The organism is Microcella alkaliphila (assembly GCF_004216855.1).
Lineage (GTDB): Bacteria > Actinomycetota > Actinomycetes > Actinomycetales > Microbacteriaceae > Microcella > Microcella alkaliphila.
In genome coordinates this window covers 62,305-87,775 of record NZ_SGXT01000013.1, presented here as the reverse complement: position 1 = coordinate 87,775, position 25,471 = coordinate 62,305, and the positions used below count along the sequence as shown (strand labels likewise).

The window sequence follows — 25,471 nt, the reverse complement described above, 5'->3', positions numbered from 1 at the left end:
TTCTCTGAGTGTGGTGCGGGAATGAATTGATCGGGGGGTCTGGAGGGGTGACGATCCCCGGATGCGCGTGGTGCGCATCCGGGGAATCTCACGGTCTGGTTACTGGCAGCTCTCGCAGTGCAGGTCGTCCATCGGGTCGACCGGAACGGCGTAACCGTCGACGCTGTCGTGCGGGCCCATTAGCCGTTCGCCTTCGCGGCGCCGCCAAAGCCGAAGCCCTTGCGCGCTGGCGCGGGAGCCGCGGCCGGCTCTGCGCTCGGAGCGGCCGAGGAGCCACCGGCCGCGCCGAAGCCCTTCTTCTGCCCGCCGCCGATCGCCTCCGACTTGTTGACCTTGACGGTCGACTGCTCGGCGGTGTGGCGCGGCTTCATGTGCAGGTAGTAGGTCGTCTTCACGCCCTTCTTCCACGCGGCCGAGTAGATGTCGACCATGTCGTCGATGTCGCGCGTCTCGAGGTACATGTTGCGGCTGATGGCCTGGTCGATCCACTTCTGGGCGCGGGCCGCGACCTCAAGGAACGCGTACGGCGACAGCTGGAAGCTGGTCTTGTACGAGGCGCGGATGTCTTCCGGGATCTCGGCGATGCCCTGAATGTCGCCCTGGCTGCGCAGGATCGCCTCGCGCGTGCGCTCCCACAGACCCTGAGCCTTGAGCGCCTCGACGAGGTTGCGGTTCACCTCGAGGAACTTGCCCGAACTGGTCGAGCGGCTGAAGATCTGCGAGAACTGCGGGTCGAGGCCCGGCGTCGTGCCCGCAACGAGACCGATGGATGCCGTGGGAGCGATCGCCATGAAGGTCGCGTTGCGCACGCCCCCCTTGACCTTCTCGCGCAGCGCGTCCCAGTCGAGGCGGGTGGTGCGGTTCACCTGCACCTCGATGCCACGGTCGGCCTCGGTGAGGTCGATCGTGTCGAACGGCACGAGGCCCTGCGACCAGCGGCTGCCCTCGAAGTTGTCGTAGGCGCCGCGCTCCTGGGCGAGCTCGACCGAGGCCTCGATGGCGGCGTACGAGACGTGCTCCATGATCTCGTCGATCAGGTCGAACGACTCTTCCGAGTCGTACGAGTAGCCGAGCTTCTCGACCAGGTCGGTGAAGCCCATGACGCCGAGGCCGATGGCGCGGTTCGTGGTGTTGGCGTGGTCGGCCTCGTCGACGCTCGACACCGTGATGTCGATGAGGTTGTCGAGCTGACGCACGGCGAGCTTCGCGCTCTCGGCGATCTTCTCGAAGTCGACCTTGCCGTCGGCGAAATGGCGACTCAGGTTGATCGAGGCGAGGTTGCAGACCGAGATGTTGTCGCGGTCCTGCGGCAGGCAGATTTCGGTGCAGAGGTTCGACAGGTGGATCGTGCCCGTGTTGTTGTTGATCGCACGGTTGTTGATCGTGTCCTTCCACGTCAGCCACGGGTGGCTGGTGGACTGCAGCGAGATGAGGATCTGCTTGAACTGCTCGCGCGCGCCGATCTTCTTGAACATCTTGATCTCGCCGCGCTCGGCCATCGCCACGTACTCGGCGTAGCGGGTCGAGAACTCTTTGCCGTACAGCTCGTTGAGGTCGGTGACCTCGAGCGGGTCGAAGAGGTACCAGTCGTCGTCGTTCTGCACGCGCTTCATGAACTCGTCGCTGATCCACACGGCGGTGTTGGCGGTGCGGGTGCGGCGGTAGGGGTCACCCGAGTTCTGGCGCAGGTCGAGGAACTCGGGGAAGTCCATGTGCCAGTTCTCCATGTAGAAGCACAGGGCACCGAACTTCTTGCCGCCACGACTGACCGCACGCAGCACCGAGTCAATCGTGTGCATGAACGGGATCGGACCGGTCGAGGTGGTGTTGTTCGAGCGAATCGGCGAACCCTGGGCGCGCAGCTTCGTGACCGAGAGGCCAATGCCGCCGGTGCCCTTCGTGAGCCACATGACGTCACGCACGCTCTTGGCGATGTGCTCGATGTCGTCGTGCATCTCCATGACGAAGCAGTTCGACAGCTGCGGGTAGCTCGTGCCCGCGTTGACGAGCGTCGATCCGGCGGCGAGGTATTCGAGCGTCGACATCTTCTTGTAGAAGGCGATCGCGTGCTCGGTGGGGTTTGCCTCGTTGAGCGACAGGCCCATCGCCACGCGCATCCAGAAGTATTGGGGAACCTCGAGCGGTTCGTTGTTGCGGGCCTTGATGCCGTAGCGGTTGTTCAGCGTGACGACGCCGATGTACTTGAGCAGCTCGTCGTTGGCCGGCTCAAGCACCTCAGCGAGCGCCTCGAGGTCGAACAGGCCGGTCGTGAAGCGCGGGTCGAGCAGGGCCTCGTCAACGCCGCGCGCGATCGTCGCGGCGAAGTGCTCGCGGTGCAGGCGCTTCAGGTCGGCCGCATCGGTGTAGTCGCCCAGCACCCGCTTGTAGATGGTCTTGAGCAAGAGGCGAGCGGCGACCTGGTCGAAGGCAGGGTCATCCTTGACGTTTTGCAGGGCGACCTGGATCACCGCCTCGTCGAGCTGCTGGGTCGTGATGCCGTCGAACAGGGTCAACTCGAGCTCGCTGGCGATCTGGGTGACCCACGTGATGTTCGGGTCGAGCCCCTCGGCGGCGTGCTCGATAGCGAGGTTGATCTTGTTCGCGTCGTACGGCTCGCGGCTGCCGTCTCGCTTCACGACCGTGATGCTCACTGGTACTCCATTCAGGCCCGCCCGGCGGGTCATCTGTTGGGCCGGTTTCCCGGCGGTTCTTCGCTGTGGTGGAGAGGTTCTGCGGCCCGCAAAACCGGGTCTGTCACGGCATCCCCACGCCGTGGTCTGGCCACTATATATCGGGGCACCGACAAACATCACCCCCTATATCTTGTGGGCGTGTCGTCCACAGGTGTGTATAACTTGTCGGGCTTATCCACAGCATCCCAGAGACCTCCGACACGCGGAGAGGATGCGGGAAAAGCCCGCAATATGGGGCGACAATTCGCCCTTCACGAAGCCAATAGGCTGGTGCTCTCGTGAGCGGCTACATCGACCTGTTGAAAACCCGCGGCGTGGCGCGAATCATCTCCGCCCAACTCGTCGCGCGGTTGCCCTCCGGCATGCTCTCGCTCGCCTTCCTCATTCACATCGAGCGAATCTTCGACTCGTACGGCTCGGCCGGGCTCGTGCTCGCCGCGACCAGCGTGGGCCAGGCGGTCGCCGGCCCGCTCACCAGCCGTTGGATGGGCAGACTCGGGATGCGCCCGGTGCTCATCACCACCCTGCTCATCTGCGCGAGCGGCATCGCCCTCATCGCCTTCGCCCCGCTTCCGCTGTGGGGCTACATGCTCGTGGCCCTCGTGACGGGCCTGTCGAACCCGCCGATTCAACCGGCGGTGCGCACCATCTACCCGAAGATGGTCACCTCCAAGCAGCTCACCCCGCTGTTCTCGCTCGACGCCTCGGCGCAAGAGCTGATCTGGATCATGGGCCCGGTCGTCACCGTGTTCCTCGCGCTGCAGATTTCGCCGGTCGTGGCGATCGCCGTCGCCGGCAGCTTCCTTATCCTCGGTGGCACGTGGTTCATCTCGAGCCCCGAGGTCGGCAAGGTGCGCATTCCGCCGAGCAAGCACCGCATCGGCGTGGTGCTCAAAAACCGCGCCGTGTTGCTCGCCACCCTGACCGGGTTCCTCATGATCGGCTCGGCTGCCGCCATCGAGGTCGGCGTCGTCGCGGTCTTCGGCGAGGGCGGAGCCGAGGCCGGCCTGTTGCTCGGCATCTGGGCCATCGCCTCGCTCGTCGGCGGCCTGTCGATGGGGCACCTACCGATCGGGCCGTGGGCGCTCACCCGGCGACTCGCGATCATCTTCGTCGGCATGTCCATGGCGCCGTTCGCGCTCGAATTCTGGTGGCTCGCCATCGCCCTCTGCGTGGCCGGCATCGGCATCGCCCCGGCCCTCGCCGTCATGTTCGCCATCGTGTCGGCGAGCGTGAAGTTCAGCGCGACCGCCGAGGCCTACGGCTGGCTCGGCACCGGGCAGCTCATTGGGGCGGCCTTGGGCTCGGCCATCGCCGGATTCGTCATTGACGACATGGGGCCCGTCGGCGGCTTCTACACCGCCATCGGCTTTGCCCTCGCCGCCACCGTCGTCGGCGCGATGTTCGTGCGCTGGCACCCCGACCTGCGCGGTCGCGACGCGTCGCCGCTGCCCGACACCGAACCGGTGACGACGATCAGCTAGCTGCGGGCCTGCAGGGGGCGCAGCGCCTCGCCGTAGGCAACCACCTGCGCGATCAGCGCATCCACGCCGCCGTTCTGCCGGTCGTCGGCCGCGAACGCGCCATCAGCGAGCTGCTTGCTCGCGGCGACCAGGTTGACCTCCGTCGGAATCTTGACCGCGCCCACCGACGAGAGCACCAGCTCGAGCGCGGTCACGCCGCGAGAACCGCCCGACATGCCGCCGTAGCTGACGAAGCCGACCGGCTTCGCCTGCCACTCGGCGTAGAGGTAGTCGATCGCGTTCTTCAGGGCCGGCGAGTAGCTGTGGTTGTACTCAGGGGTGACGAAGATGAGGGCGTCGGCTGCCTCGACGCGCGCGCTCCAGTCACGGGTGTGGGCGTGCTGGTAGTCGCGCTTGCTGGGGTGGCTCGGCTCGTCAAGAAACGGCAGCGCGAGCGCCTTCAGGTCGGCGAAGTCGACGGCGTGACCCGCCTCCTCGACCCGCGAACGCACCCACTCGGCGATGGGCAGGCCAATGCGGCCAGGGCGGACGGAACCGACGACGATCATCACGTGAGCCATGCTGGAAGCCAACCACGGGCATCCTGGATCAATTCCGGCAAGGTCTGGATGCACGCTGTGCGTTCTCTCGGGACGCTTCGAAATACTGTCTGCATGACCGCCGCCGAGCCCCTCGCCCCGCGCATCACGCTGTCTGACGGTACGAGCATCCCGCAATTGGGGCTCGGGGTGTACAAAGTTCCCGCGGAGCAGACCGCCGAGCTCGTCGCCGGCGCGATCGAACTCGGCTACCGCCACGTTGACACGGCGGCGCTGTACCGCAATGAGGCCGAGGTGGGCGAGGGCGTGTGCGCCAGCGGCGTGCCCCGCGACGAGCTGTACGTCACCTCGAAAGTGTGGAACGACCGGCACGGGGTCGACGAGACCCGCGCGGCGTTCCTCGACGCGCTCGACGCGTCAGGGCTCGACTACTTCGACCTCTACCTGATTCACTGGCCCGCACCGCGGCAAGACCGCTACGTCGAGGCGTGGAAGGCGCTCATCGGCCTGCGCGAGCAGGGCCTCGTGCGGTCGATCGGTGTGAGCAACTTCGAGCCGCACCACCTGCAGCGTCTCGTCGACGAGACCGGGGTGGCGCCCGTCGTCGACCAGGTCGAACTGCACCCGTGGCTGCCGCAGCGTGACGTCCGGGCCGCCGCCTCGGCGATGGGCGCCGCCGTCGAAAGCTGGAGCCCGCTCGCGCGCGGCCGCGTACTCGAGGCCGGGTCGCGCGACCGTGAGGTGCTGAGCAACATCGCGGCGCGGCACGACAAGACGCCCGCCCAGGTCGCGCTGCGCTGGCACGTGCAGCAGGGGCTGATCGTGATCCCGAAGTCGACGTCGCTGAAGCGCGTGGCCGAGAACGCCGACATCTTCGACTTCGAGCTCACCGCCACCGACATGGCCGAGATTGCGCAGCTCGAAACCGGCGAACGCACCGGCCGGCACCCCGACGACCTCGGGTAGGCGCGCGGCGTACCGCCGCCCGCACTGCCCGCAGCCACGCCTGGCCGCCGCCTGCGACCGAGCATATGACGTTTCTCAGGAGTAGAGCGCCTGCCCGCCGACGTTGTCGCGTAAATCCGCGCGCGACGGGCCTGAACTCCTGAGAAACGTCACGCCCTCGCCAATGCCGGCTGCGGCTGAGGCCGACCGCACCACGGCGGCGACGACCAACGGGGCGTGCGCGACAGCGTGCTCGTAGTCGACCCGCACAACGCGATACCCGCGCTGCACCGCCTCGAGGTCGCGCCGGTAGTCGCGCTCCTGCTCTCCGCGATGCCACTCGCGGCCATCCACCTCGACGATGACACGGCCTTCAACAAGGAAGTCAACGCGCCCGACGCCCGGGATCACGACCTGGGACGCCACCCGCAACCCCGCGTCTCGCAACGCCACGCGCACGAGCGACTCGATACCCGACTCGGCCGTCGCGTCGAGTTCACCGGGCGAGACCCTGAAGACTGCGGGGACTCGAGCGTTTGCCTGGTTCACACCTTCGGCGTCGACCATCCCTGCGCGCAGGGCGCTGTCAAGTACTGCGATCGACATCCGCCGGGGCTGACATGCCAAGAGCCGGGTAAGCGCGTCGTCGACGGTCGACAGTGGCCGCGTGACCTCATCCATGCTCCAGTGAACGGTGACAGCGTGCGCCCCACTGCGCGGACGGGCGAGCCGAGACGCATTGTGCGGAACAGTGAGATGTAGACCGCGCGCGGGAGGATGCCAGGCTCCGCGTTCAGCGAGCGCCGAGACGCAGCACAGACTGCCGCCGATGGCGAGAGCCTCTTGCATGCGAGGCGGCATTGCTGGGCTGACGTACACGTCGCGGCGAAGGCGGAGAAGATTGCCCCGCGCGATTGCTCGACGCACGGCCGAGATGGGCACAGACGCGAGGAGATCGGATCGCGAGTAAACGTTGAGTGGGTTGAGTACGAACATGGCGCGACGATGGCGTGTCGACACCCAGCCCTGAGCACCGGATTGCGGACATGTGCTGCGGGTGAAAGCGCCCGCGGGTGTGAGGGAGCGGCGTGACGTTTCTCAGGAGTACAGCCTCGACCCCGCTGCAGGGGACGCGTGCTTACGCGCCGGAGCCGGCTGTACTCCTGCACAACGTACGGGGCGCGGGGGTGGCGGGGTGGCGCGCGAGCGCGGGGACGGGGCGCTGGCGCGGGGCGCCGGGGTCGGCCGCGCGCAGGGCGCAGGGCGCGGGGCGCAGGGCGCGGGGCGCGGGGCTAGGGTGGCGGCATGAACGCCGTGACGCTGCCGCGACTGCACTGGGGGACCGCCAGCGACCGCCGCGCGCTCGTCGTGCACGGCCTGGGCTCGAGCGCGCACACCATGTGGCGCGTCGCCGAGTCACTCGCCGACGCCGGCTGGAGCGTCGACGCCGTCGACCTGCGCGGGCACGGCGACGCGCCCCGCACCTCGAGCTATCGCATCGACGAGTTCGCCGTTGACCTCGCGACCACGCATCCGCGCGGCGCGAGCGACGACCCCGGCAACGAGGATGCTCACCCCACCACCCAGCGCGGCACCTGGAACCTCGTGGTCGCCCACTCGATCGGCGGCGCTGCCACGGTGGTCGCGGCCGCCGCGCACCCTCGCTGGGCCGAGCGCCTTGTACTGCTCGACCCCGCGCTGCACGCCAACGAGCAGGCGCGCGACGCCATTCGTCACCGGCAGCTGGCCGCGAAAGACGCCATCACGATCGAGAGCGCGACGGCCGAAAACCCGCACTGGCACCCGCTCGATGTCGAGTTGCGGGTACGGGCCGTGCACGCCGCCTCCCGGTTCGCGCTCGAGCACGCCGTGCTCGACAACCCCGACTGGGATGGGCTGCCGCACCTTCCGCACCTGACCCAGCCGACGCTCGTGATCGCGGGCGACGCCGACCGGGGCGCGCTGTTCGCGGATGACCTCGCCGCCCAGGCACTCGCCGCGAACCCGCTCATCGAGCAGCGCATCGTGCCGGCCGGCCACAACGTGCACCGCGACGCACCGATCGACACGCTCGACGCGATGCACGACTGGCTCGCCGACTTCTGAACCGCAGCGAACCTTGGACTAACTCGCGAGGTCGCCGATCGTGATGGTGGTGCGCTGCATCCGGCCCGACTCGTCCGAGTAGGTGCAGGTCCACTGCAGCGGAAGGAAAGCGTTGGCACTCAGCCCGACCGTGTCCCCGCCCGCCTCGAGCCCCAGCGCGGTGCAGCGCTGCATGGCCCGTTCGCCGAAGGAGGGCGCGACGAGCGCCGATACGAAGACGAACGCCGCAGCGAGCACACCGACCAGTGTGACGACGGCGACGACTCGCACCGGGCCTCGTGACCGTTCCTCGGACTCGCTCATGCTTTCACGCTCGCGGTCGCGCGCTTCCAGTAGCCCTTGGCGACGGCGTTCTCGGGGTCGACGCGCCAGCGCTCGAGCACCCGGCGGGTGACCGACACGAGCGACTGCTCGGCGCAGGCGAAGAGGAGCACGTCTGCCTCGGGCTCGATCGTCTCGGGCGCAGGTAGCGGGCGGGGCAGCGACTCGAGCGCGTCGGCGAGCGCCGCCGACAGCGTCGCGCCCGGCTCGAGGATGCGCACCTCCACCCCCGCAGGAACGTCGAGTTCCAGCTCGTCCACCCCGTGCCGGGTTTCGAGCAGCACGAGGCCTGGGGCGCCCGCACCAGCAAGCGCCGCGATGTAGCGCCGCACGGCCGGCACGCCGGAGTCGTCGCCCGCCAGCACCCAGGCCTCCGGCGCTCCGCGCATCAAGACGGAACCCTTGGGGTCGGCCACGATGACGGGCGACCCGAGCGGCGCGGCCAGGGCCCAGGGGCCGATCAAACCCGCCGGAGAGCCGTCGGCCCCGCGGTGCACGAGCAGGTCGAGGTCGATCCACCCTTCCGCCGCCGAGTGATCGACGACGGTCTCGATGCGAAACTCCCCCGCCGGAACCCCCGACGCGTCGACCGGCACCGCCCAGTCGTCGTCGGCGCGGCCAACGTAGACCCGGCCGTGGTCTCCGGCGCCGGGCGCGCGGTAGCCGATGAGAGCGTCTGGGGTATCCGGGGAGACGGCGAGCCTGACCCGCCAGAAGTCGGTCGCAATCTCCTGCCGCGATACCAGCCGCAGGTGTCGGAACGCCTCCGGGTACTTGTCGCGGTACAGGCTCACGGGCATGCGCCCGAGCCTAGCCGGACGGCCCCAACCCTCGAACCCCCGCCCCCACCCGTCGCGGGCGGTGCATACCGAGGGCCTCCTACCGGTCGGCCGTCGGCTGGCCCGGCGGCGTGCCCGACCCGACGGCCGGCAGCGCGTCGGTGACGGGCGGCGGCTCGTCGCCGTTGTCGATGTCTTCGGGGTTCGGCAGCCCCATCAGGAACCGGTAGAACATGAGCGCGAGCAGGGTCATGAGGCCGCCGCCGATAATCCACGGCAGCCGCAGGTCGACGAGCGCGATGGCGCCGCCGATGACCGAGCCGAGCGGCATCGACCCCCACAGCAAGGTGCGCCAGGTTCCGTGCACCCGCCCGAGCAACCGGCCGGGCACGATCGCCTGCCGGTACGACATCATCAGGATGTTCCAGATGGTGACGCTGCCCGACGCGACGGCGAACCCGATGACGCCGACGGCGGCGACCGACCACATGCCCATGACGAGCGTCGCCGCCCCGGCGATGAGGTTCATCGCGGCCATGATCGCCCCGAGCCCGAATCGACCTTGCAGTCGCGATGCCACCACCGACCCGATGAGCCCGCCGACCGCGCCCGACAGCAGGAAGAGTCCGAACGCCGCCTCCGGGATCGCGAGCGTCTGCAGCACGAACAGCACGAGCGTCGCCGACGATGCGGCGTACAGCAGCCCGGTCGCGGTCGTGAAGAACCACAGGGTGCGCAGCTGCCGGTTCGCCATGATGAACCGCCAGCCGTCGACCAGCTGGCGGCGGAACGGCTCGGCGGGCGGCGCCGAAAGAGCTGAAGTGGATGCTCGCGGTGCGCCCTGCTCGTCGCTCGCGTCCGCGGCGTCCGGCTGCGCCGGCCGGCCGCTCGTCGCGGCTGCGCCCCGAAACTGCCGCCCCGACGCCACCTGCGGCAGCAACACCGCAAGCACGACGGCGAGCCCGTAGGCCGCGCCCAGCAGTCCGAGCGGGATCAGCACGGCGACGGCGAACAGCGCCGAGGTCAGCGGGGCCGCGGCGAAGTTTTGCACCACCAGCTCGGCGCCTTCGATGCGGGCGTTCGCGCGCGACAGCTTCTTCTTCGGCACAACGCTCGGCACCACCGCGCGGATCGCTCCGTCGTAGAGGGTCTCGCACGCGCCGTAGACGAAGATCAGCAGGTAGAGCCACCAAATGGTGAGGGCGTCGGTCCACACGAGCGCGAGCAATCCTACGGCGAGCACGGTGCGCACCGAGGCGGCCAGCGCGAGGGCGTGCCGCCTGTCCATGCGGTCGACGAGGATCCCGCTCGGCAGGGCGAATAGCAGCCAGGGCAGCATCGCGAGCGCGGCGAGCCCGGCAATGAGCACCGGGTCGTCGGTGAGGCGCGCCGCGAGCAGCGGCGCGGCCGTGCGCGCAATGCCGTCACCCAGGCTCGAGGCCAAGTTCGCCGTGAAAACGTTGGCGAAGGTGCGGCCGAGGCCGCGCCGCTCACTGCCCGGGGTGGCCTCCGAGCTCACCAGCGAGGATGCACGGCGGCGCGGAAGTACTGGTCGTACAGCGCCACCACGCGAGCGTGGAAGTCGTCCCCGAGCGGCTCGACGCCGCCCGCCGCCGCGTTCATGCGGGCCTGCTCGGGCGAGCGCGCCCCCGGGATCACGGTCGAAATGCCGGGCAGGTGCACAAGCCACGCCAGCGCTGCGGTGGCGGGGGCGAGGTCGTGTTCGGCGGCGAGCGCCGCGAACTGCTGGGCGGCCTCCACACCGTCGTCGTAGTTCACGCCCGAGAAGGTCTCGCCGACATCGAAGGCGTCGCCGTTGCGGTTGTAGTTCCGGTGGTCGTTTTCGGCGAACGTCGTCTCGCGCGAGTAGCGGCCGCTCAGCAGGCCGGAGGCGAGCGGGACGCGGGCAATGATGCCGACGCCGGATTCCTGCGCGGCCGGCAGAACAGCATCCAGGGGCTTCAGGCGGAACGCGTTGACGATGATCTGAACGCTCGCGACGTTGGGGCGGGCGATGGCGGTGAGCGCCTCCTCGACCGTCTCGACGCTGACGCCGTAGTGGCGGATGCGGCCGGCGTCGACCATGGCGTCGAGGTCGTCGTAGACGCGGTCGATCGAGTACACAGGGGTCGGTGGGCAGTGCAGCTGCACGAGGTCGAGCGTGTCGACCTGCAGGTTCTGGCGGCTGCGATCGTTCCAGGCGAGGAAGTTCTCGGTCGAGTAGTTCTCGGGCACCTGCGGCAGGCGACGACCCATCTTGGTCGCGACAAAAACATTCGCGTCGGGCCGCTCGCGCCGGTAGCGGCCGATGATCTGCTCGCTGCGGCCGTCGCCGTAGACGTCGGCGGTGTCGAAGATCGTGACGCCCGACTCAACGGCAGCGTCGAGAACGCTGAATGCGTCGGCCTCGCTCACCTCGCCCCAGTCGGCACCGAGCTGCCAGGTTCCGAGTCCGATCGATGAGACGGTCGCTCCGGTGCGACCCAGTACCGATGTATGCATTCGAAAAGACTAACCGCGCTCGTCGGCGGTCTTGTCATCCCGTACGACGGCGGCGACCGCTTCGGCGAGTCGCGGCCGCACCAGGTGGTCGTTGCCCGCCACGCGGTGAGCAGAGACATGGCGCAGGCGCTCGGCGATCTTCAGCCCGCCCGGGGCGAGGAATGGGTCGAGGGTGCCGTAGACCAGGTCGACGGGCGCGTCAACAGCGGCGAGGTCGGCGATTGTGGTCTGCGATTCGATCGCGTTCTGCAGAGACCGGGTGAACGGCACCCAGTTGTCGGCCGTGACCTCAAGCACGTTCTTGATCGGCGCGATGCGGGCAAGTGCGGCGGCGGCGCGCACCGTGAACTCTTGGTTGCCGCGCAAAAACTCGTACAGCGCAAAGTACGCGCCCATGCCCGTTCGGTCGGCGCGGTCGCCGATCATCTCGGGCGGCAGGTACAGCGGAGGGCTGACCAAGACCAACCGCGACACACCGTTGGGGTGCCTCGCGGCGTAGCGAGTGGCGATGAGACTGCCAAGCGAGTGCCCGATCAGGATGAACGGCCTCCGAATCCGAAGGGACCGGATCGTGGTGTCGAGCGCCGCTGCGTGCTCGGCGAGCGTGTAGTCCCAGTCGGGCGGGGCGGGTGATTGGCCGAACCCGAGAATGTCGATCGTGATGCAGCGGTGGTCTGCCTCCAGGAGCGGAACGAGGTTCTGGAAGGTCACGGACGACGACGCGATGCCGTGAATCATGACGACGACCGGCCCGTCGCCTCCCGTGTCACCGGCGATGTGCAGCAGCGGCGCCCGGCGTCGGCGCACCCACGCGCGGAACCGGTCTCCGAGTGTTGCCGTCATGCCCGCATTCTTCCCCACACCACGCCCGACAGGACAGCCGGAACACGCAACACGGGGGCCGGCTCAGCCGACCCCCGTGCCCTTCGCGTCCACCCCTAGTCGCGCAGGTCTTTTTTGTATTCGTTCTTCGCCTTCGTCGCCTCGGCCTCGGATTCGGCCTTCTTCAGCTCGGCTTCCTTCTTCTTCACCTCAGCGTCGGCCTGCATCTCGTCGACCTTGTCGCTGGCGGCCTCTTTGGCATCGTCGACCTTGCGGCCGATCTTCTCGCCGGTCGCCTCGGCGGCGTCCTTCGCGCTATCCATCAAACCCACGGTCGTCCTCCTCTGTCGGTCGATTCCCGGGGAAGCGGGTCGCGGTGTGTGACCGCGTGCTTCGACGCTATCGGGGGCCGCGCATCCCGTTCGAGGGTTTGCACCGGACGCTCTGTGCCCTGTCAGGAAGAGTTCAGATAACGGTTGCGCATCTCCGAAAAACGTTGGGTGGTGGGGCGAACAATTGCGGGCGTAGCGTCACCGCCATGACTCGCACACGCCTCGCCCTCGCCCCGCTCGCCGCGCTCTCTGCGGCCCTCCTGCTTGCCGGATGCTCGGCAGGCGCCGAATCCGGATCGGACGCCGGCGGCGGCTGGAGCGGCGAATTCGAGCCCGGCATGCCGGCTCCCGACACGCCGGTCGACGACCGCGATCTCGGCAGCGACGGATCGGCCGGTGACGAGGGAGGCCCGATCAGCGCCCCGGCGCCCGGCGACGGTCGCCAAGTCATCACCACCGGGTGGATGTACGTGACGGTCGAGGCGCCGCTGGAGGCCGCCGCCGAGGCGGCCCGCATCACCGAGCGAGTGGGCGGTCGCGTCGATGGACGCACCGAGTACGCGCCGCACAACGAGGATGCGGGCGGCGCCGAGCTGGTGCTGCGCATTCCCAGCGAGGTGCTTCAGCCGACCATCGACGAGTTGAAGGCGCTCGGTGAGCTCGAAGAGTTGAGCCTCAGCGCGAGCGACGTGACGCGCGAGGTGCAAGACCTGGATGCGCGCATCGGCGCTCTCGAAGCGTCGCTTGATCGCCTGTTGGCGCTGCTCGTGCAGGCCGACGACATCGAGGATCTGATCACGCTCGAGTCGGTGGTCGCCGACCGGCAGGGCCAGCTCGAGAGCCTGCAAGCCCAGCGCCGTTCGCTGGCCGACCGCGTGTCGCTATCGACGCTGACCCTCACGCTCGGCTCGGAGGCGGTCGCCCCGCCGACCGAGCCCGGGACGTTCCTCGACGGACTCCGTCAGGGGTGGGACGCTCTCGTCACCTTCGGCTCGGCCGCACTGGTGCTCGCGGGCATCATGCTCCCGTGGCTGGCGGTGCTCGGCGTGATCGCCGCGATCGTATGGGTCAGCGTGCGCTCTGTGCGTCGGCGACGCGGCTCACGAGCGCCGAGTGCAGAGGATGCCCCGGCTCCACTCCCGTGACGTCGGCGACGAACGCTTCGGGTGTCAGCGACGCAAGCTTCTCGCCGAGTTCGACGCTCTCCGAGTCGTCCGCAACGTCGACGAACCGCAGGGCGGCACCAATCACCTCGACCAGTGCGGTCGGATGCTCGCCCCGCTCGGCGAGGTCGGCCGCCGGTTCGATGAGGCGCTCGTGCCGCGAGAGTTTGCGCAGCGGCTGTCGCCCGACGCGCTCGACCGGGTCGGCGAGGGCGTCGTTCGCGAAGCGACCGAGCGCCGTCTCGCGGTAGGTGTCTTGCACGACCGGGTCGAAGCCGTGTCGAGCGACCAGCAGCGCGGAGGTTTCTCGAAGGGCCGCGTCAACGGCGTCGCGCACGGCGGGCATCCCGATCGCCTCGTGGATGGTGGCGGCGCCCGCGAGACGTCCGACGTACGCGGTGGAGGCATGGCCGGTGTTGACGGTGAACAGCTTGCGCTCGATGTATGGCGCGAGCTCGTCGACGAAGTGGGCGCCCGGGATGCTGGGGGGCGAGCCCGCGAACGGCGCGGATTCGATCGCCCACTCGTAAAACGGCTCGACCCGCACGTCGAGTCCGTCGGCGGGGTCGGCGGTCGGCACGATGCGGTCGACGGCGGTGTTCGCGAAGATCGCGCGTGACAGTGCCCGCCGGTCGTCGCCGAGCGCCGCCACGATCTCCGCACGCAGGGCGTCGGTCGCCTGCAGTGCGTTCTCGCAGGCCATGATGACGAGCGGCGCATCCGCCGTGCGGGCCCGCAGCCCGTCGGCGATGAGCGGCGCGAGGAAGCGCAGCACGGTGGGGCCCACCGCCGTCGTGACGATGTCGGCGGTCGCGACGGCGGTCACGGCGGCGCCACGGTCGGCAGCGCTGTCGATGGCGGAAAAGCCCGTGACGGTCGTCTCTCCACCGCCTGGCCCGATTTCGATGACGCGGTAGCTGTCGGCCGCGTTCAGGGCCGCGATGAGGGGTGCGTTGACGTCGATGAAGACGAGGTCATGCCCCGCCTGGTGCAGCAGCAGGCCGATAAAGCCGCGGCCGATGTTGCCGGCGCCGAAGTGAACGGCCGTCATGACCGTCGCCTCAGGCGTTGACGTCGCCGAGCACGGCGAGCACGTCGTCGGGCGTGGCGGCGTCGAGCACGCGCTGCACCGAGGCGTCGTCACTGAACGCGAGCGCGAGGGCCTGCAGCACGGTCATGTGGCCGCCGTCTTTGCCGGCGATGGTGGCGACGACGCGCACGGGGTTGCCATCCCAATCGATGGGGTGGTCGTAGCGCACGAGCGTCATGGCCGAGACGTGGATCGCATCCTTCGCCTCGTTTGTGCCGTGCGGGATCGCGAGGTGGTTGCCCATGAAGGTCGACACCGACGCTTCGCGGTCGTGCATCGCGGTGACGTACGACTCGTCAACGGCGCCGGCGGCGACGAGGAGCCGGCCACCCTCGTTGATCGCCTCCTCGCGGGTGCGGGCCGTGCCGCCGAGAACGATGCGGTCGGGGGTGAGAACGTCGGCGCTCATGGTGGTCTCCTTCTCGTCGGTGGTCACGGTCTCGAGAGTCACGGTCTCGATCAGGGGATGCACGGGGGCACCGCGGCACAGCTGCTCACGATGCCCCCGTGACGGTGTCAGCGAGCCTAGACTCGCTGGCTCTTGACGAGGGCGACGACCTCGTCGTACTTCGGGCTCGACATGAAGTTCTCGACCGAGATGTGCTGCGCCTGCGGCGCCGCCTCCGTCGCTCGAGCGGTCAGGTCCTGGTGGGTGATGACCAGGTCGGCGGTCTCGTCGAGGTTGGCGATCGACACATTGGTCACGGTCACGTCGGCGAGGCCCGCGTCGGCGAACTTCTTGCGCAGGATCGTCGCACCCATGGCACTTGACCCCATGCCGGCGTCGCATGCGAACACGACGTTGTCGATGCGAACCGCCGTGGCGGTGTCGGTGCCGAGCAGGCTCGCCACCTTCGACTCGCCGCCCTTGTTCTCGGCGTTCTGCGCGACGGATGCGCCGAACGTGTCGGTGCCGGCCTCGATTGCCGCGAGGTCCTTCTTGCGGCTCGCCCGCAGGATGAGGCTCGCGACCAGGAACGACACGGTGGCCGACAGCACGACCGAGAGGACGACGCCCACGTAGCTGTCGCTCGCGGTCTGCAGCAACACCGCGAAGATCGAGCCGGGCGACGCGGGTGCGCGAAGCCCTGAACCGAAGATCAGGTTCGTGGTGATGCCGGTGGCGCCACCCGCGATCATCGCGACGATCAGGATCGGCTTCATCAGCACGTACGGGAAGTAGATCTCGTGGATTCCTCCCAGGAAGTGGATGATGATCGCACCCGGGGCCGATGCGCGGGCGATACCGACGCCGAACAGCGCGAAGGCAAGCAGCAGGCCGAGACCCGGGCCGGGGTTGGCCTCGAGCAGGAACAGGATCGACTTTCCGTCCTGCGCCGCCTGCTGAATACCGAGCGGCGTGAGGACGCCCTGGTTGATGGCGTTGTTGAGGAACAGCACCTTGCCGGGCTCAATCACGAGGCTCGCGAGCGGCAGCAGGCCGGTCTCCGTGAGGAAGCGGGCGCCCGCGCCGAGCGCGTCGCTGAGCACGGTGACGACGGGGGCGATTCCGAAGAAGCCGCCGAGCGCCAGAAGGAAGCCGAGGATACCGGCCGAGAAGTTGTCAACGAGCATCTCGAAACCGGCGCGGATCTTGCCCGCCCAGATCTTGTCGACCTGCTTCATCAACCACGCGGCCAGCGGTCCCATCAGCATCGCGCCGATGAACATCGGAATCGACGTGCCCACGATGACGCCCATCGTGCCGATGGTCGCGACGACACCGCCACGAACGCCATAGACCATGCGTCCACCGGTGTTCGCGATGAGAAGAGGCAGCAAGTACAGGATCATCGGATCGACGAGCTGCACGAGCTGCTCGTTCGGCGTCCACCCCGTCGGGATGAAGAACGCCGTGATGAAGCCCCAGGCGATGAAGGCCGCGATGTTCGGCATGATCATGCCGCTCAGGAAGGTGCCGAACCGCTGAACGCGCACGCGCGCGCCTGAGCGGGCCGGAGGGGCTGACGTCGTCGTCATGAGTGTCTCCTTGTATAGAGGGGGTGGATGGTGCGGGGATAGAGGGACGGACGGGGGCTTAGGAACGGGCGTCGGCGACCGCGCGCCGCGCGGCCTCCGCGCTCGGGGCGGAGGCGGCGAGCGCCGCGAGGCGCCGCGCGTCGTCGAGGGTGACCTGCGACAGCTCGGCGCGCACGTCGGCAATCGACGTGGACGACATCGACAGCGTCGTCGCCCCGAGCCCCACGAGCACGATGGCCAGCGATGGGTCGGCTGCGGCCTCGCCGCAGATGCCGACCGGCACACCGTTTTCCGCGCCGGCACGACCCACCGTCTCGATGAGGCGCAGCACGGCTGGGTGCCACGGGTCCTGCAGGTGAGCCACTGTGCCGAGGAGTCGGTCGGCGGCGAACACGTACTGCGTGAGGTCGTTGGTGCCGATCGAAACGAAGTCGGCGTGCGGCACGAGGTGGTCGGCGAGGATCGCGGCGCTCGGCACCTCGACCATGACGCCCGCGGTGGGAACACCGAGTTCGTGAGCGAGGGCGCGGAAGTACTCCGCTTCCTCGGGCGTCGAGACCATGGGCGCCATGACCTGCACGTGGGCATCGCTCGCCGCGGCCGCTTTCGCCAGTGCGGTCAACTGGTCGCGCAGCACCTGCTCGTGGGCTTGCAGTGCCCGCAGGCCGCGGCGACCCAGAGCGGGGTTCTCCTCCCCCTGGTCGGTGAGGAAGGCGAGCGGCTTGTCAGCCCCGGCGTCGAGCACGCGCACGACGACCTTCTGGTCGGGAAACTCCGCGAACACCGCCCGGTAGGTGTCTGCCTGCTCGTCGATGCTGGGAGCCTTTTCGGCGCCGAGGAACAGCACCTCGGTGCGGAAGAGGCCGACCCCTTCCGCTCCGCGTGCCGCGGCCTCGCGCGCCGAATCGATCGACCCGATGTTGGCCAGCAGCGGCACAGCGTGCCCGTCGGCCAATCGCCCCGGGCCGGTGCTGGCCGCGCGAATGGCGGACAGCGCGGCCGTGCGCTGCAGCGCGAGGTCAACACGTTCCTGGTCGGGGTCGCGCTCGACGGTTCCGTTCTCGGCATCGACCAGAACCTGGTCGCCATCGACGAGCTCGGCCGCACCCGTTGCGCCCACCACGGCGGTGATGCCCTTCTCGCGGGCGAGAATCGCGGTGTGCGAGGTGGGTCCGCCATCCGTGGTCACGAGCGCGAGCACGCTGTCGAGGTCGAGGGTGGCCGTGTCGGCGGGGGCGAGGTCTCGGGCGACCAGGATGAACGGGGTGTCTGACCGAGGAACGCCCGGCTCGGGGAGCCCCATGAGGTGGGCGATCGCCCGTCGGGCGACATCGTCAAGGTCACCGGCACGCTCGCCGAGGTAGCCGCCCATCGAGGCGAGCATGTCGCGGAAGGACGCCATGGCGGCGTGAATGGCGTACTCGGCGGTCGCGCCGTCGTCGATACGGTGGGTGACGTCGGCGGCAAGGGCGGGGTCGTCGGCCATCATCGCGAGCGCGTCGAGCACCTCGGCGGCGGTGCCGCCAGCTGCCTGGCCGCGGGCCCGCAGCTGAGCGGAGGTGGCCGCCAGAGCCTCGGTTGCGCGAGCCTGCTCGTCCTCCGCCGAGCCGTCACGGCGTGCGTCGGCGGGGTCGGGTACGGGGTCCGGCATCCGCAGGACCGGGCCGACAGCGGTGCCGCGTCCGATGCCGACGCCACGGATCAGTTCGGTGGTGACCATCAGGCGTCGTGGTCCGTCGAGAGGAAGGTGACGAGGGCATCCAGCGTGGCGTCGGCGTTGTCTCCGTCGACCGCAACGGTCACCTCGTCGCCGTGTTCGATGCCGAGCGAGACGACCCCGAGGATGCTCGCGGCGTTGACCGAGCGCTCCCCCTTGGTGAGCTGCACCTGCTGACCCGAGTCGGTCACGGTCTTCACGAACAGTGCAGCGGGGCGGGCGTGCAATCCGTTTGCGGAGGCGACGGCAAGCGTGCGTTCGGCCATGGTCAGTGTCCTTCCATCGAGGCGGTGTCGGCGACGCGGCGAGCAATCTCGCCGATCGCTTCGTCAATGACGGCCGCCCGATCGTCGGTGGTCAGCAGCACGATCGGGGCGGCCGCCGCGGTGCGCAGCTCATCGGCGGCGCCTCGCAGGTGGTGGGCAAGCAGCAGGAGGTCGACCTCGGCGGTGACGGCGCGGTCGGCCGACAGAGGCTCAAGCTTGACGGCGTCCAGGCCCGCATCGGCGATCGCCACACGCAGCCCGTGGGCGAGAAACGTGCTCGATACGCCCGCCGCACAGACGAGACCAACGCGATGGGTCACGGTCGCCTCCTTGCGAATCATGCGGGCGGTGCGGGTTGTCGACGGGCACGAGACGGGATGCCCCGTTCGTGTTCCCATGGTGCGCATTGCGGGCATCCGGTCGCCAACAGACGTGTTTCCTCCCCTGCGGAAATCGTGTGCCGTGCGGCGCAATCACCTACAGTGAACGCACGATGGCGGACAAGTACGAGCGCATGCTCGAGCTCCTGGCGCAGACCGACGACTGGGTGACGGCGTCGGAGCTCGCCGACGATCTGGGCGTGACCACCCGCTCGGTGCGCAGCTACGTCGCTGCCGCGAAGACCGCCGCTCAGCCGCTGCCGATCGTGATTGCCTCGACGTCGGGCTACCGACTGAACCGTGAGGCGTACGGCGAGTTCCTCGACCGGGCCCGCACCCGGGGTGACATCGCGGGAACGCCCCAGGAGCGAGTGCACCACCTCGTTCGTCGACTTACCGAGCTCGACGACGGAATCGATGTGTTCGCCCTCGCCGACACCCTCTTCGTCAGTGAGTCGACCCTCGAGGCCGATCTGCGCAAGGTCAAGACGATCGCCGACACGGCCGGGGCCTCGCTCGAGCGCGCCGGCAGCCGCGTGCGTCTCATCGGAACCGAGGGCTCACGCCGCCGACTGCTGAGCAGCCTCCTGCAGGCCGAGAGCTCGCGGGGGGTCATCGACCTTGATGCACTCGAAAACGAGTTTGGGCTGACAGCGCTCGGCGCCTTCAAGGCCGAATTGATGCAGGCGCTCGAGGCCGACGGGTTCTTCGTCAACGAGTACGGGGTCGACGCCGTTCTGCTGCACATCGCGATCGCGGTTGACCGCGCGCGACGCGATCAGCACCTGTCGGATGCGAACGTGCACCCCGACCCGCAGCACGTGGCGGTCGTCGACGTTTTGCGTCGACTCACTCACGAGCATTACGGCGTCGAGCTGAATGCGGCCGACCTCGAGTACCTGGCGCGCCTTCTCGTCACGCGCGTCGTTGCGCCGGGCAACCGCGCGGCCGAGACTCCCGCCATCGACCCGGATGACCGTGACACCGTCGACCGCATCGTCACGCAGGTGCTCGACGAGTACTCGGTCGATTTCCGCGACGACGCGTTCATGACGCGGTTCGCGATCCACCTCGGAAACCTCGTGGCTCGGGCCCGAGACAACGCCCGCAGTCGCAACCCGCTGACGCGGTCGATCAAGAGCTCGTACCCGCTCATCTTCGACATCGCCGTGTTCATCGCCTCGATCGTGCAGCGCGAGCGCGACATCACCGTCGACGACGACGAGATCTCGTACATCGCCCTGCACCTCGGCTCGCACCTGGAGCGCGCGTCGCGTCGGGAGCAACGGGTCACGTGCTCGATCGTCTGCCCGAGCTACTACGACCTGCACCAGATTCTGCGGAAGAAGGTGGAGGAGGAACTCGGCGATCAGCTCACGATCGAGTACGTGGTGACTCGATCCGACGTCGATCCGCGCGACCTCGCGAGCGAACTGGTCATCACGACAGTGCCGACGGGGGCGGTGCGCGAGGGCGTCGTCGTTGTGCAACCCTTCCTCACTGACGACGACATCGACGCGATCCGGCAGGCCGCATCGCGGGCACGCCGCCAACGTCGCCGAGCCGGCATCGCGGACGAACTGCTGGAGTACTTCGACGAACGACTTTTCTTCGCCACTCCGCCCGGCGACGACCCCGAGTCGATCATCCGCGGCCTCGGTGCGGCGCTCGTGGAGGTCGGCGCGGCCGACGAGGCGTATGTCGAGGGAGCGCTCGAGCGGGAACGTATGTCGTCCACGGCATTCACGGAAACCCTGGCCGTGCCGCACGCCATGGGGCTCACCGCCAACCGCACCGCGATTGCACTAGCGCTGTGCCCGAACCCCGTGACATGGGGGGATGCACGCGTCTCCGTCGTCGCGTTCATCGCCTTCAGTGCCGACGGCCGCGCCCGCTTCCAGCCGCTGTTCGACCAGTTCGTGAACGTCTTCGCCGCACGTCGAGACGTCGCGGGGCTCGCGCGCGATAGCGGTGACTTCGCGGGGTTCATCGCCAACCTGGCCCGACTCATCGACGAGTCGTGACGCGCGCCGCCCCTCAGCGGTAGGTTTTCGCGACGCGCCAGCGCCGAGGGTCCCCCGTGTCGCGAATGTCGAACACGCGCGTCTCGCCGTGTTCGCCCGTCGCCTGAAAACGCCACCCCACGCACTCGCTCGGGGCGAGATCGAGGTCGTCGCCCGCTGGGTCGACGCGCCGCCACCACGACACCGGCGCGGTGATCACCGTTGGCCGGTCGGTGACCCGCCACCGGAGCCCCTGCCAGATCAACCGCAGCGGGCGACCGGCGTCATCGGACCACACGACGGCATCGATGTCGGGCGACGCGCGGTGCCCCTGCTCGGGCGCACGCTCTGCTGTTGTTGCTGTGCGGATGGCGTGGGCCATTCGCCTCACCTCCGGCACGGGTCACGCTGACGCGGTGCCGCGACACGCGGCCCGCATTCGAACGTGTGTTCGAATGCTCGATAGTATGCCGGGCCGCCCCGACACGCCAAGAGCCCGGTGCAGCCCCCTACGAGAAGTGGCTCGAGAGGTGAATATGGTGCCCTCCGTCATCGGGCCCACTCGGCCCGCTGAGCATGCGGGACGACAGCGCCTCTGCTTCGGAGAGCAGCGCGCCGAGCGCGTCGGCAAGATCGTCGTCTGAGGGCTCTCGCCCGTCGCTCGCCGCCGTCAACAGGGCCCGTCGCACGAGCTCCTTGGCGAACGACCCGGTCACTCCTTCTGCACGGTCTGCAGCGGCGGCGACGGCCGCGGCGCTGAACGGGGCGTTGTGCGCGGCGAGCGCGAAGAGCCGCCGCCGCTCCGCATCTGATGGCCTCGGCAGCTCGACGGCGAGATCGACGCGCCCCGGGCGTTGCGCGAGCGCTTCCTCCAGCACCTCGACGCGGTTGGTCGTCAAAACGAAGGCAATGTCGGCGTCACCGTCGAGGCCCTCCAGTGCGTCGAGCACGGCGAACAGCAGCGGCTGACCGCCACCAGAATGCATGTCTCGGTCGAAGGCGACGAGGTCAACGTCTTCGAGCACCACGAGGCTCGGCTGAAGCGACCGGGCCAGGGCAGCGGCCTCGGAGATGAATGCGATCGAGGCGCCGGTGAGCAGGATGCACGTCACGCCCTGCGCCTCACTCACCAGGTGTGACGCCGTGAGGGTCTTGCCGGTGCCGGGAGGACCGTAGAGCAGCACGCCCCTCTTCAGGTGGCCGCCCTGAGCGAGCAGGGTTTCGGCGTGCTCCCTGACCCCGAGCACATGTCGCCGCACGCGATCGAGCACGCCATCCGGCAACACGATCGCCTCCGCGTCCACCCGCGGACGTTCGCGGAACTGCGCGGTGACCTGCCCGTAGTTGTCGGGGTGATGCCCGAACGTCAGAACCTGACCGCGCAGAGCGCTCCGTGCATCCATCAGTTCGCGGATGCGCGCAATCGCCGACGAGGCGAGTTGCGGTTCACGCGCCAGCACCTCGATGCGCGCGGTCGGTACGCCGCGTTGCGGGTCAGCGGTTCGCTGCAACACGGCGATCTTCTCGCCATCGACCTCGAGGAGTCGCACGCCGAAGGCCACCGCCATCCGCGAGTTTCCGGGGCCCTCTGCCACGGTCGTGTAGTCCACCTGCGCAGGGGCGTAGTGGAAGTGCGGGTGCGCGATCATGTCGGCGAAACGCTCAAAGTACTTGTTCTGACCGCCGCCGACACCGATGAGGTCGGCCCCCGGTCCGAGCGCATCGAACGCCAGCTCAAGGTCGGCGAGGCGGTGACTGGGGATGTCTTCGTCGACGACAGACAGGCCCGCGGCGTCGACGCCCAGGTGCTCACTCAGTCGGTCGCCCAGCGGTGTGCGCTGTGGGGCGCCGTCGACGGCAAGCTGCGTCGTACGCTCGAGGAAGCGCTGGAAAAGTCGGGCGAACTGGACGTCGTCGTCGGTCATGTGCCGACTCTAGTGATCCTCAGTGACAGCAGGGAAACATTCCCTCCGTGGTCACGCCTCGGCAGCGCGGCGGGTCAGCAGGTCTTCCGCCGCAACCCACGCGAGCATCGCGCACTTGACGCGGGCGACGAACTTCGACACCCCGCTCAGGGCGGCGGCGTCACCGAAGCGCTCCTCGTCGAGGGGGATCTGACCGCGCGAGCGCAGCGCCTCGCGGAACTCGTCAATGAAGGCCTGCAGGTCGTCAGGGGTCCACGCGTTGCCGGCGTCGGCGTCCTCGGCCGCGAGCGTCGCGAACAGTGACGCACTCGCCTGCGAAATCGAGCATCCCGAGCCCTCCCAGGCGACTTCCTCGACGCGCGTGCCGTCCGCGCTCCAGCGCAGCGCCAGCGTGACCTCGTCGCCGCAGACCGGGTTGCGCTGGTGGCTCGTCACGTCGCCCTCCGTTAGGCCGTAGCCATGCGGCGACTTCGAGTGGTCCATGATGATCTGCTGGTACAGCTGCTCGAGCCCGCTCATGCGTTCTCTCCCGTCAGTCCGAAGAAGTGGCGAACGCCCGCGATGGCGGCGACGGCCTGGTCGATCTCGTCAGCCGTCGTGTGCACGCCCGCGCTGATGCGCAGGCTCGCCGTCGCGCCGAGGCGGCGGTGCAGCGGCTGCGCGCAGTGGTGGCCGACACGCGCGGCGATGCCGACGTTGTCGAGCACCTGACCCGCATCGTGCGCGTGCACGCCGTCGACGACGACGCTCGCGAGCGCCACCCGCGGCGCGTCGATGCCCGCCCCCAGCACGCGGATACCCGGCAACTCAGCGAGCCCCGCGAGCAGGCGCGCACCGAGCTGGTGCTCGGTCGCCGCGATGCGGTCGAAACCCAACTCGTCGACGAAGCGGATCGCCTCGGCCAGCCCGATCGCCTGCGCGATGCGCGGCGTGCCCGGCTCGAAGCGCTGGGGTGCCGGCAGGTACTCGGCGCCCTCCATCGTGACGGTCGTGATCATCGACCCGCCCGTGAGGAAGGGCGGCAGCGCGTTGAGCAGCTCGGCGCGGCCGTAAAGCACGCCGATGCCGGTCGGGCCGTAGAGCTTGTGCCCGCTGAACACCGCGACGTCGACGTCGAGCTCGCGCGGGCGCAGCGGGAGGTGCGGCGCCGACTGGCACGCGTCGAGCACGACGAGCGCTCCGGCCGCGCGCGCGAGCGGAACGAGCGTCTCGAGCGGGGAATGCGCCCCGGTCACGTTCGACACGTGGCTGACGGCGAGGATGCGCGTGCGCGCCCCGATCACGCCCGTTGCAGCGTCGACGTCGATCGCCCCGCTGTCGTCGACCGGGATGTATCGCAGGGTCGCGCCTGTGCGGGCGGCGAGCTCTTGCCACGGGATGAGGTTCGCGTGGTGCTCGAGCTCGGTGACGACGATCTCATCGCCCTCGCGCAGCGCGTAGGGAGCGGCCGCCGCTCCCCCGCGACCGAGGCTCGCGTTCCCGATCGCGTACGCGATCAGGTTCAGGCCCTCGGTAGCGTTCGACGTGAAGATGACCTCGTCATCGTTGACGGCCAGAAAGCGCGCGACGGTGCCACGAGCATCCTCGTAGAGCTCTGTCGCCTCGCCGGCGAGCGTGTGCGCGCCGCGGTGCACGGCGGCGTTCGCCTCCCAATAGAAGGTGGCCTCGGCTTCGATGACGCGGCTCGGCTTCTGCGCGGTCGCCGCCGAGTCAAGGTAGACGAGGGGATGCCCGTGCAGGTCGCGGCGCAGAATGGGAAACTGCGCGCGAATGTGCTCCAGCTCAGCGGAGGAGAACGGGGCGGCCTCGGTCACCCCTCCAGCGTAGGGGGCAGGGCTGAGGGTCATATTGGGGTAACGCCCGAGCGGCCTCGGATGTTCCGCCGATCGCTCGCGCGTGGCACAGTGACAGGGTGAGCACTGTCGAGCTGCCGACCCGACTGCCGCGCTGGCTGCTCGTGCGCCGCGGAAAGTCGTTGCCCGTCGAGCGCATGAGGCTGCGGCTCGCCGCGTACGTATACGGCGGGATTCTGGTTCTCGGGGCGATCGCCGTGGCAAACGGTGAGACGATCGCCGACGGTCATGCGGCCCTTGTCGTCGCGGCGACGACGGCGACGACCTATCTCGCGCACGTGCTCGCGCACCGGGTCGGCGAGCAGATCGGGCGGCCGCGCGGCACGGAACGCGATCACTGGCGGCAGGAGGCGCGCGACTCGACTCCGATTCTGTTTGCCGGCGTGACACCGACGATCGTGCTGCTGCTACCCACCGTGACGTCGCTCCCCACCGAGGCCGCGTAAGCTCATCGCGGGCGGCTGGATCGCCCTGCAGTTCTCGTTCCTCGGCGTCGATGTCGCCCGCCTCAGCGGCCGCCGGCCGACGCTCCGCACACTGTGGAGCGGCATCGCGCTGGCCCTCGCCGCCG

General features: G+C 69.0%; 25 protein-coding genes. 6 read left to right on the top strand and 19 right to left on the bottom strand.

The annotated features are described in order from the left end of the window. Nucleotides 1-179 precede the first annotated feature (179 nt). Nucleotides 180-2,651, bottom strand: a complete 2,472-nt coding sequence (locus EV140_RS03750; protein ID WP_198674339.1) for a ribonucleoside-diphosphate reductase subunit alpha — start codon at nt 2,649-2,651, stop codon at nt 180-182. 320 nt (nt 2,652-2,971) lie between these two features. Here EV140_RS03750 and EV140_RS03745 point away from each other — a divergent pair, with 320 nt between their 5' ends. After that, nucleotides 2,972-4,177 carry an MFS transporter gene (locus EV140_RS03745; protein WP_130281233.1) on the top strand — a complete coding sequence of 402 codons (1,206 nt, stop codon included), beginning with the start codon at nt 2,972-2,974 and terminating at the stop codon, nt 4,175-4,177. Here EV140_RS03745 and EV140_RS03740 read toward each other — a convergent pair. Continuing rightward, the gene (locus EV140_RS03740; protein ID WP_130281231.1) at nt 4,174-4,737 is read right to left on the bottom strand and encodes an NADPH-dependent FMN reductase; all 564 of its coding nucleotides are present in this window, start codon (nt 4,735-4,737) and stop codon (nt 4,174-4,176) included. The two genes, EV140_RS03745 and EV140_RS03740, sit on opposite strands and share 4 nt — an antisense overlap. 93 nt (nt 4,738-4,830) lie before the next feature. Between EV140_RS03740 and EV140_RS03735 the strand changes: the two genes are divergently transcribed. Further along, nucleotides 4,831-5,682 (top strand): aldo/keto reductase, encoded by an 852-nt coding sequence (locus tag EV140_RS03735; RefSeq protein ID WP_130281229.1) that lies wholly within the window; start codon nt 4,831-4,833, stop codon nt 5,680-5,682. A 75-nt stretch (nt 5,683-5,757) separates the two neighbouring features. On the opposite strand, the gene EV140_RS03730 is transcribed toward EV140_RS03735, so the two are convergent. Next, a complete protein-coding gene (locus tag EV140_RS03730; RefSeq protein WP_157985595.1) occupies nt 5,758-6,342 on the bottom strand; it encodes an endonuclease domain-containing protein in 585 nt (194 codons plus the stop codon). Nucleotides 6,343-6,966: 624 nt separating this feature from the next. On the opposite strand from EV140_RS03730, the gene EV140_RS03720 reads away from it, so the two are divergent. Beyond that, complete coding sequence (locus EV140_RS03720; RefSeq protein ID WP_130281225.1) at nt 6,967-7,767, top strand: alpha/beta fold hydrolase; 801 nt, start codon at nt 6,967-6,969, stop codon at nt 7,765-7,767. A gap of 18 nt (nt 7,768-7,785) precedes the next feature. Here EV140_RS03720 and EV140_RS03715 read toward each other — a convergent pair whose 3' ends face one another. The 6 genes from EV140_RS03715 to EV140_RS03690 all read right to left on the bottom strand — a co-directional run bounded on the left by EV140_RS03715 (nt 7,786) and on the right by EV140_RS03690 (nt 12,514). After that, nucleotides 7,786-8,070 carry a hypothetical protein gene (locus EV140_RS03715; protein WP_130281223.1) on the bottom strand — a complete coding sequence of 95 codons (285 nt, stop codon included), beginning with the start codon at nt 8,068-8,070 and terminating at the stop codon, nt 7,786-7,788. Further along, a complete protein-coding gene (locus tag EV140_RS03710; protein WP_130281221.1) occupies nt 8,067-8,888 on the bottom strand; it encodes a siderophore-interacting protein in 822 nt (273 codons plus the stop codon). The genes EV140_RS03715 and EV140_RS03710 overlap by 4 nt, the downstream gene beginning before the upstream one ends. A gap of 79 nt (nt 8,889-8,967) precedes the next feature. Next, nucleotides 8,968-10,386, bottom strand: a complete 1,419-nt coding sequence (locus EV140_RS03705) for an MFS transporter (protein WP_157985594.1) — start codon at nt 10,384-10,386, stop codon at nt 8,968-8,970. Then, the gene (locus tag EV140_RS03700; RefSeq protein WP_130281216.1) at nt 10,383-11,369 is read right to left on the bottom strand and encodes an aldo/keto reductase; all 987 of its coding nucleotides are present in this window, start codon (nt 11,367-11,369) and stop codon (nt 10,383-10,385) included. Before EV140_RS03700 ends, EV140_RS03705 begins: the two co-directional genes overlap by 4 nt. Nucleotides 11,370-11,378: 9 nt before the next feature. After that, entirely contained in the window at nt 11,379-12,212 is an 834-nt protein-coding gene (locus EV140_RS03695; RefSeq protein WP_130281214.1) for an alpha/beta fold hydrolase, read from the bottom strand. A 95-nt stretch (nt 12,213-12,307) separates the two neighbouring features. Next, nucleotides 12,308-12,514: a hypothetical protein gene (locus EV140_RS03690; protein WP_241971311.1), complete on the bottom strand. Its 207-nt coding sequence runs from the start codon at nt 12,512-12,514 to the stop codon at nt 12,308-12,310. 215 nt (nt 12,515-12,729) lie between these two features. Between EV140_RS03690 and EV140_RS03685 the strand changes: the two genes are divergently transcribed. Continuing rightward, nucleotides 12,730-13,668, top strand: coding sequence for a DUF4349 domain-containing protein (locus EV140_RS03685; protein ID WP_130281210.1), 939 nt, complete (start codon nt 12,730-12,732; stop codon nt 13,666-13,668). Here EV140_RS03685 and EV140_RS03680 read toward each other — a convergent pair. The 6 genes from EV140_RS03680 to EV140_RS03655 form a co-directional block, all read right to left on the bottom strand. After that, nucleotides 13,592-14,737 carry a mannitol-1-phosphate 5-dehydrogenase gene (locus tag EV140_RS03680; RefSeq protein WP_130281208.1) on the bottom strand — a complete coding sequence of 382 codons (1,146 nt, stop codon included), beginning with the start codon at nt 14,735-14,737 and terminating at the stop codon, nt 13,592-13,594. The genes EV140_RS03685 and EV140_RS03680 overlap by 77 nt on opposite strands. 10 nt (nt 14,738-14,747) lie before the next feature. Beyond that, complete coding sequence (locus tag EV140_RS03675) at nt 14,748-15,212, bottom strand: PTS mannitol transporter subunit IIA (RefSeq protein WP_241971282.1); 465 nt, start codon at nt 15,210-15,212, stop codon at nt 14,748-14,750. A gap of 89 nt (nt 15,213-15,301) precedes the next feature. Continuing rightward, entirely contained in the window at nt 15,302-16,756 is a 1,455-nt protein-coding gene (locus EV140_RS03670) for a PTS mannitol transporter subunit IIBC (protein ID WP_130281206.1), read from the bottom strand. A 58-nt stretch (nt 16,757-16,814) separates the two neighbouring features. After that, nucleotides 16,815-18,476: a phosphoenolpyruvate--protein phosphotransferase gene (gene ptsP / locus EV140_RS03665; RefSeq protein WP_130281204.1), complete on the bottom strand. Its 1,662-nt coding sequence runs from the start codon at nt 18,474-18,476 to the stop codon at nt 16,815-16,817. Further along, nucleotides 18,476-18,739 carry an HPr family phosphocarrier protein gene (locus EV140_RS03660; RefSeq protein ID WP_096420819.1) on the bottom strand — a complete coding sequence of 88 codons (264 nt, stop codon included), beginning with the start codon at nt 18,737-18,739 and terminating at the stop codon, nt 18,476-18,478. The genes ptsP and EV140_RS03660 overlap by 1 nt, the downstream gene beginning before the upstream one ends. A gap of 2 nt (nt 18,740-18,741) precedes the next feature. After that, entirely contained in the window at nt 18,742-19,059 is a 318-nt protein-coding gene (locus EV140_RS03655) for a PTS sugar transporter subunit IIB (protein WP_157985593.1), read from the bottom strand. A gap of 173 nt (nt 19,060-19,232) precedes the next feature. On the opposite strand from EV140_RS03655, the gene EV140_RS03650 reads away from it, so the two are divergent. After that, the gene (locus EV140_RS03650; RefSeq protein WP_130281200.1) at nt 19,233-21,143 is read left to right on the top strand and encodes a BglG family transcription antiterminator; all 1,911 of its coding nucleotides are present in this window, start codon (nt 19,233-19,235) and stop codon (nt 21,141-21,143) included. Nucleotides 21,144-21,156: 13 nt separating this feature from the next. Here EV140_RS03650 and EV140_RS03645 read toward each other — a convergent pair whose 3' ends face one another. From EV140_RS03645 to EV140_RS03630, 4 genes are all read right to left on the bottom strand, one after another. Beyond that, on the bottom strand, nt 21,157-21,504 hold the full coding sequence (locus EV140_RS03645) for a hypothetical protein (protein WP_241971281.1): 348 nt from the start codon (nt 21,502-21,504) through the stop codon (nt 21,157-21,159). A 127-nt stretch (nt 21,505-21,631) separates the two neighbouring features. Next, nucleotides 21,632-23,047 carry an AAA family ATPase gene (locus EV140_RS03640; protein WP_130281198.1) on the bottom strand — a complete coding sequence of 472 codons (1,416 nt, stop codon included), beginning with the start codon at nt 23,045-23,047 and terminating at the stop codon, nt 21,632-21,634. 51 nt (nt 23,048-23,098) lie between these two features. Next, on the bottom strand, nt 23,099-23,566 hold the full coding sequence (gene sufU, locus EV140_RS03635; protein ID WP_130281196.1) for a Fe-S cluster assembly sulfur transfer protein SufU: 468 nt from the start codon (nt 23,564-23,566) through the stop codon (nt 23,099-23,101). Continuing rightward, nucleotides 23,563-24,894, bottom strand: a complete 1,332-nt coding sequence (locus EV140_RS03630; RefSeq protein WP_130281194.1) for a SufS family cysteine desulfurase — start codon at nt 24,892-24,894, stop codon at nt 23,563-23,565. The genes sufU and EV140_RS03630 overlap by 4 nt, the downstream gene beginning before the upstream one ends. Before the next feature lie 65 nt (nt 24,895-24,959). On the opposite strand from EV140_RS03630, the gene EV140_RS03625 reads away from it, so the two are divergent. After that, on the top strand, nt 24,960-25,346 hold the full coding sequence (locus tag EV140_RS03625) for a hypothetical protein (protein WP_130281192.1): 387 nt from the start codon (nt 24,960-24,962) through the stop codon (nt 25,344-25,346). Nucleotides 25,347-25,471 lie beyond the last annotated feature (125 nt).

Excerpts from the sequence above, each read along its gene's own strand:
- EV140_RS03740 (WP_130281231.1), bottom strand. The coding sequence starts at position 4,737 with ATGGCTCACGTGATGATCGTCGTCGGTTCCGTCCGCCCTGGCCGCATT.
- EV140_RS03735 (WP_130281229.1), top strand. The coding sequence starts at position 4,831 with ATGACCGCCGCCGAGCCCCTCGCCCCGCGCATCACGCTGTCTGACGGT.
- EV140_RS03730 (WP_157985595.1), bottom strand. The coding sequence starts at position 6,342 with ATGGATGAGGTCACGCGGCCACTGTCGACCGTCGACGACGCGCTTACC.
- EV140_RS03720 (WP_130281225.1), top strand. The coding sequence starts at position 6,967 with ATGAACGCCGTGACGCTGCCGCGACTGCACTGGGGGACCGCCAGCGAC.
- EV140_RS03715 (WP_130281223.1), bottom strand. The coding sequence starts at position 8,070 with ATGAGCGAGTCCGAGGAACGGTCACGAGGCCCGGTGCGAGTCGTCGCC.
- EV140_RS03710 (WP_130281221.1), bottom strand. The coding sequence starts at position 8,888 with ATGCCCGTGAGCCTGTACCGCGACAAGTACCCGGAGGCGTTCCGACAC.
- EV140_RS03700 (WP_130281216.1), bottom strand. The coding sequence starts at position 11,369 with ATGCATACATCGGTACTGGGTCGCACCGGAGCGACCGTCTCATCGATC.
- EV140_RS03695 (WP_130281214.1), bottom strand. The coding sequence starts at position 12,212 with ATGACGGCAACACTCGGAGACCGGTTCCGCGCGTGGGTGCGCCGACGC.
- EV140_RS03690 (WP_241971311.1), bottom strand. The coding sequence starts at position 12,514 with ATGGATAGCGCGAAGGACGCCGCCGAGGCGACCGGCGAGAAGATCGGC.
- EV140_RS03685 (WP_130281210.1), top strand. The coding sequence starts at position 12,730 with ATGACTCGCACACGCCTCGCCCTCGCCCCGCTCGCCGCGCTCTCTGCG.
- EV140_RS03680 (WP_130281208.1), bottom strand. The coding sequence starts at position 14,737 with ATGACGGCCGTTCACTTCGGCGCCGGCAACATCGGCCGCGGCTTTATC.
- EV140_RS03670 (WP_130281206.1), bottom strand. The coding sequence starts at position 16,756 with ATGACGACGACGTCAGCCCCTCCGGCCCGCTCAGGCGCGCGCGTGCGC.
- ptsP (WP_130281204.1), bottom strand. The coding sequence starts at position 18,476 with ATGGTCACCACCGAACTGATCCGTGGCGTCGGCATCGGACGCGGCACC.
- EV140_RS03660 (WP_096420819.1), bottom strand. The coding sequence starts at position 18,739 with ATGGCCGAACGCACGCTTGCCGTCGCCTCCGCAAACGGATTGCACGCC.
- EV140_RS03650 (WP_130281200.1), top strand. The coding sequence starts at position 19,233 with ATGGCGGACAAGTACGAGCGCATGCTCGAGCTCCTGGCGCAGACCGAC.
- EV140_RS03645 (WP_241971281.1), bottom strand. The coding sequence starts at position 21,504 with ATGGCCCACGCCATCCGCACAGCAACAACAGCAGAGCGTGCGCCCGAG.
- EV140_RS03640 (WP_130281198.1), bottom strand. The coding sequence starts at position 23,047 with ATGACCGACGACGACGTCCAGTTCGCCCGACTTTTCCAGCGCTTCCTC.
- sufU (WP_130281196.1), bottom strand. The coding sequence starts at position 23,566 with ATGAGCGGGCTCGAGCAGCTGTACCAGCAGATCATCATGGACCACTCG.
- EV140_RS03630 (WP_130281194.1), bottom strand. The coding sequence starts at position 24,894 with ATGACCCTCAGCCCTGCCCCCTACGCTGGAGGGGTGACCGAGGCCGCC.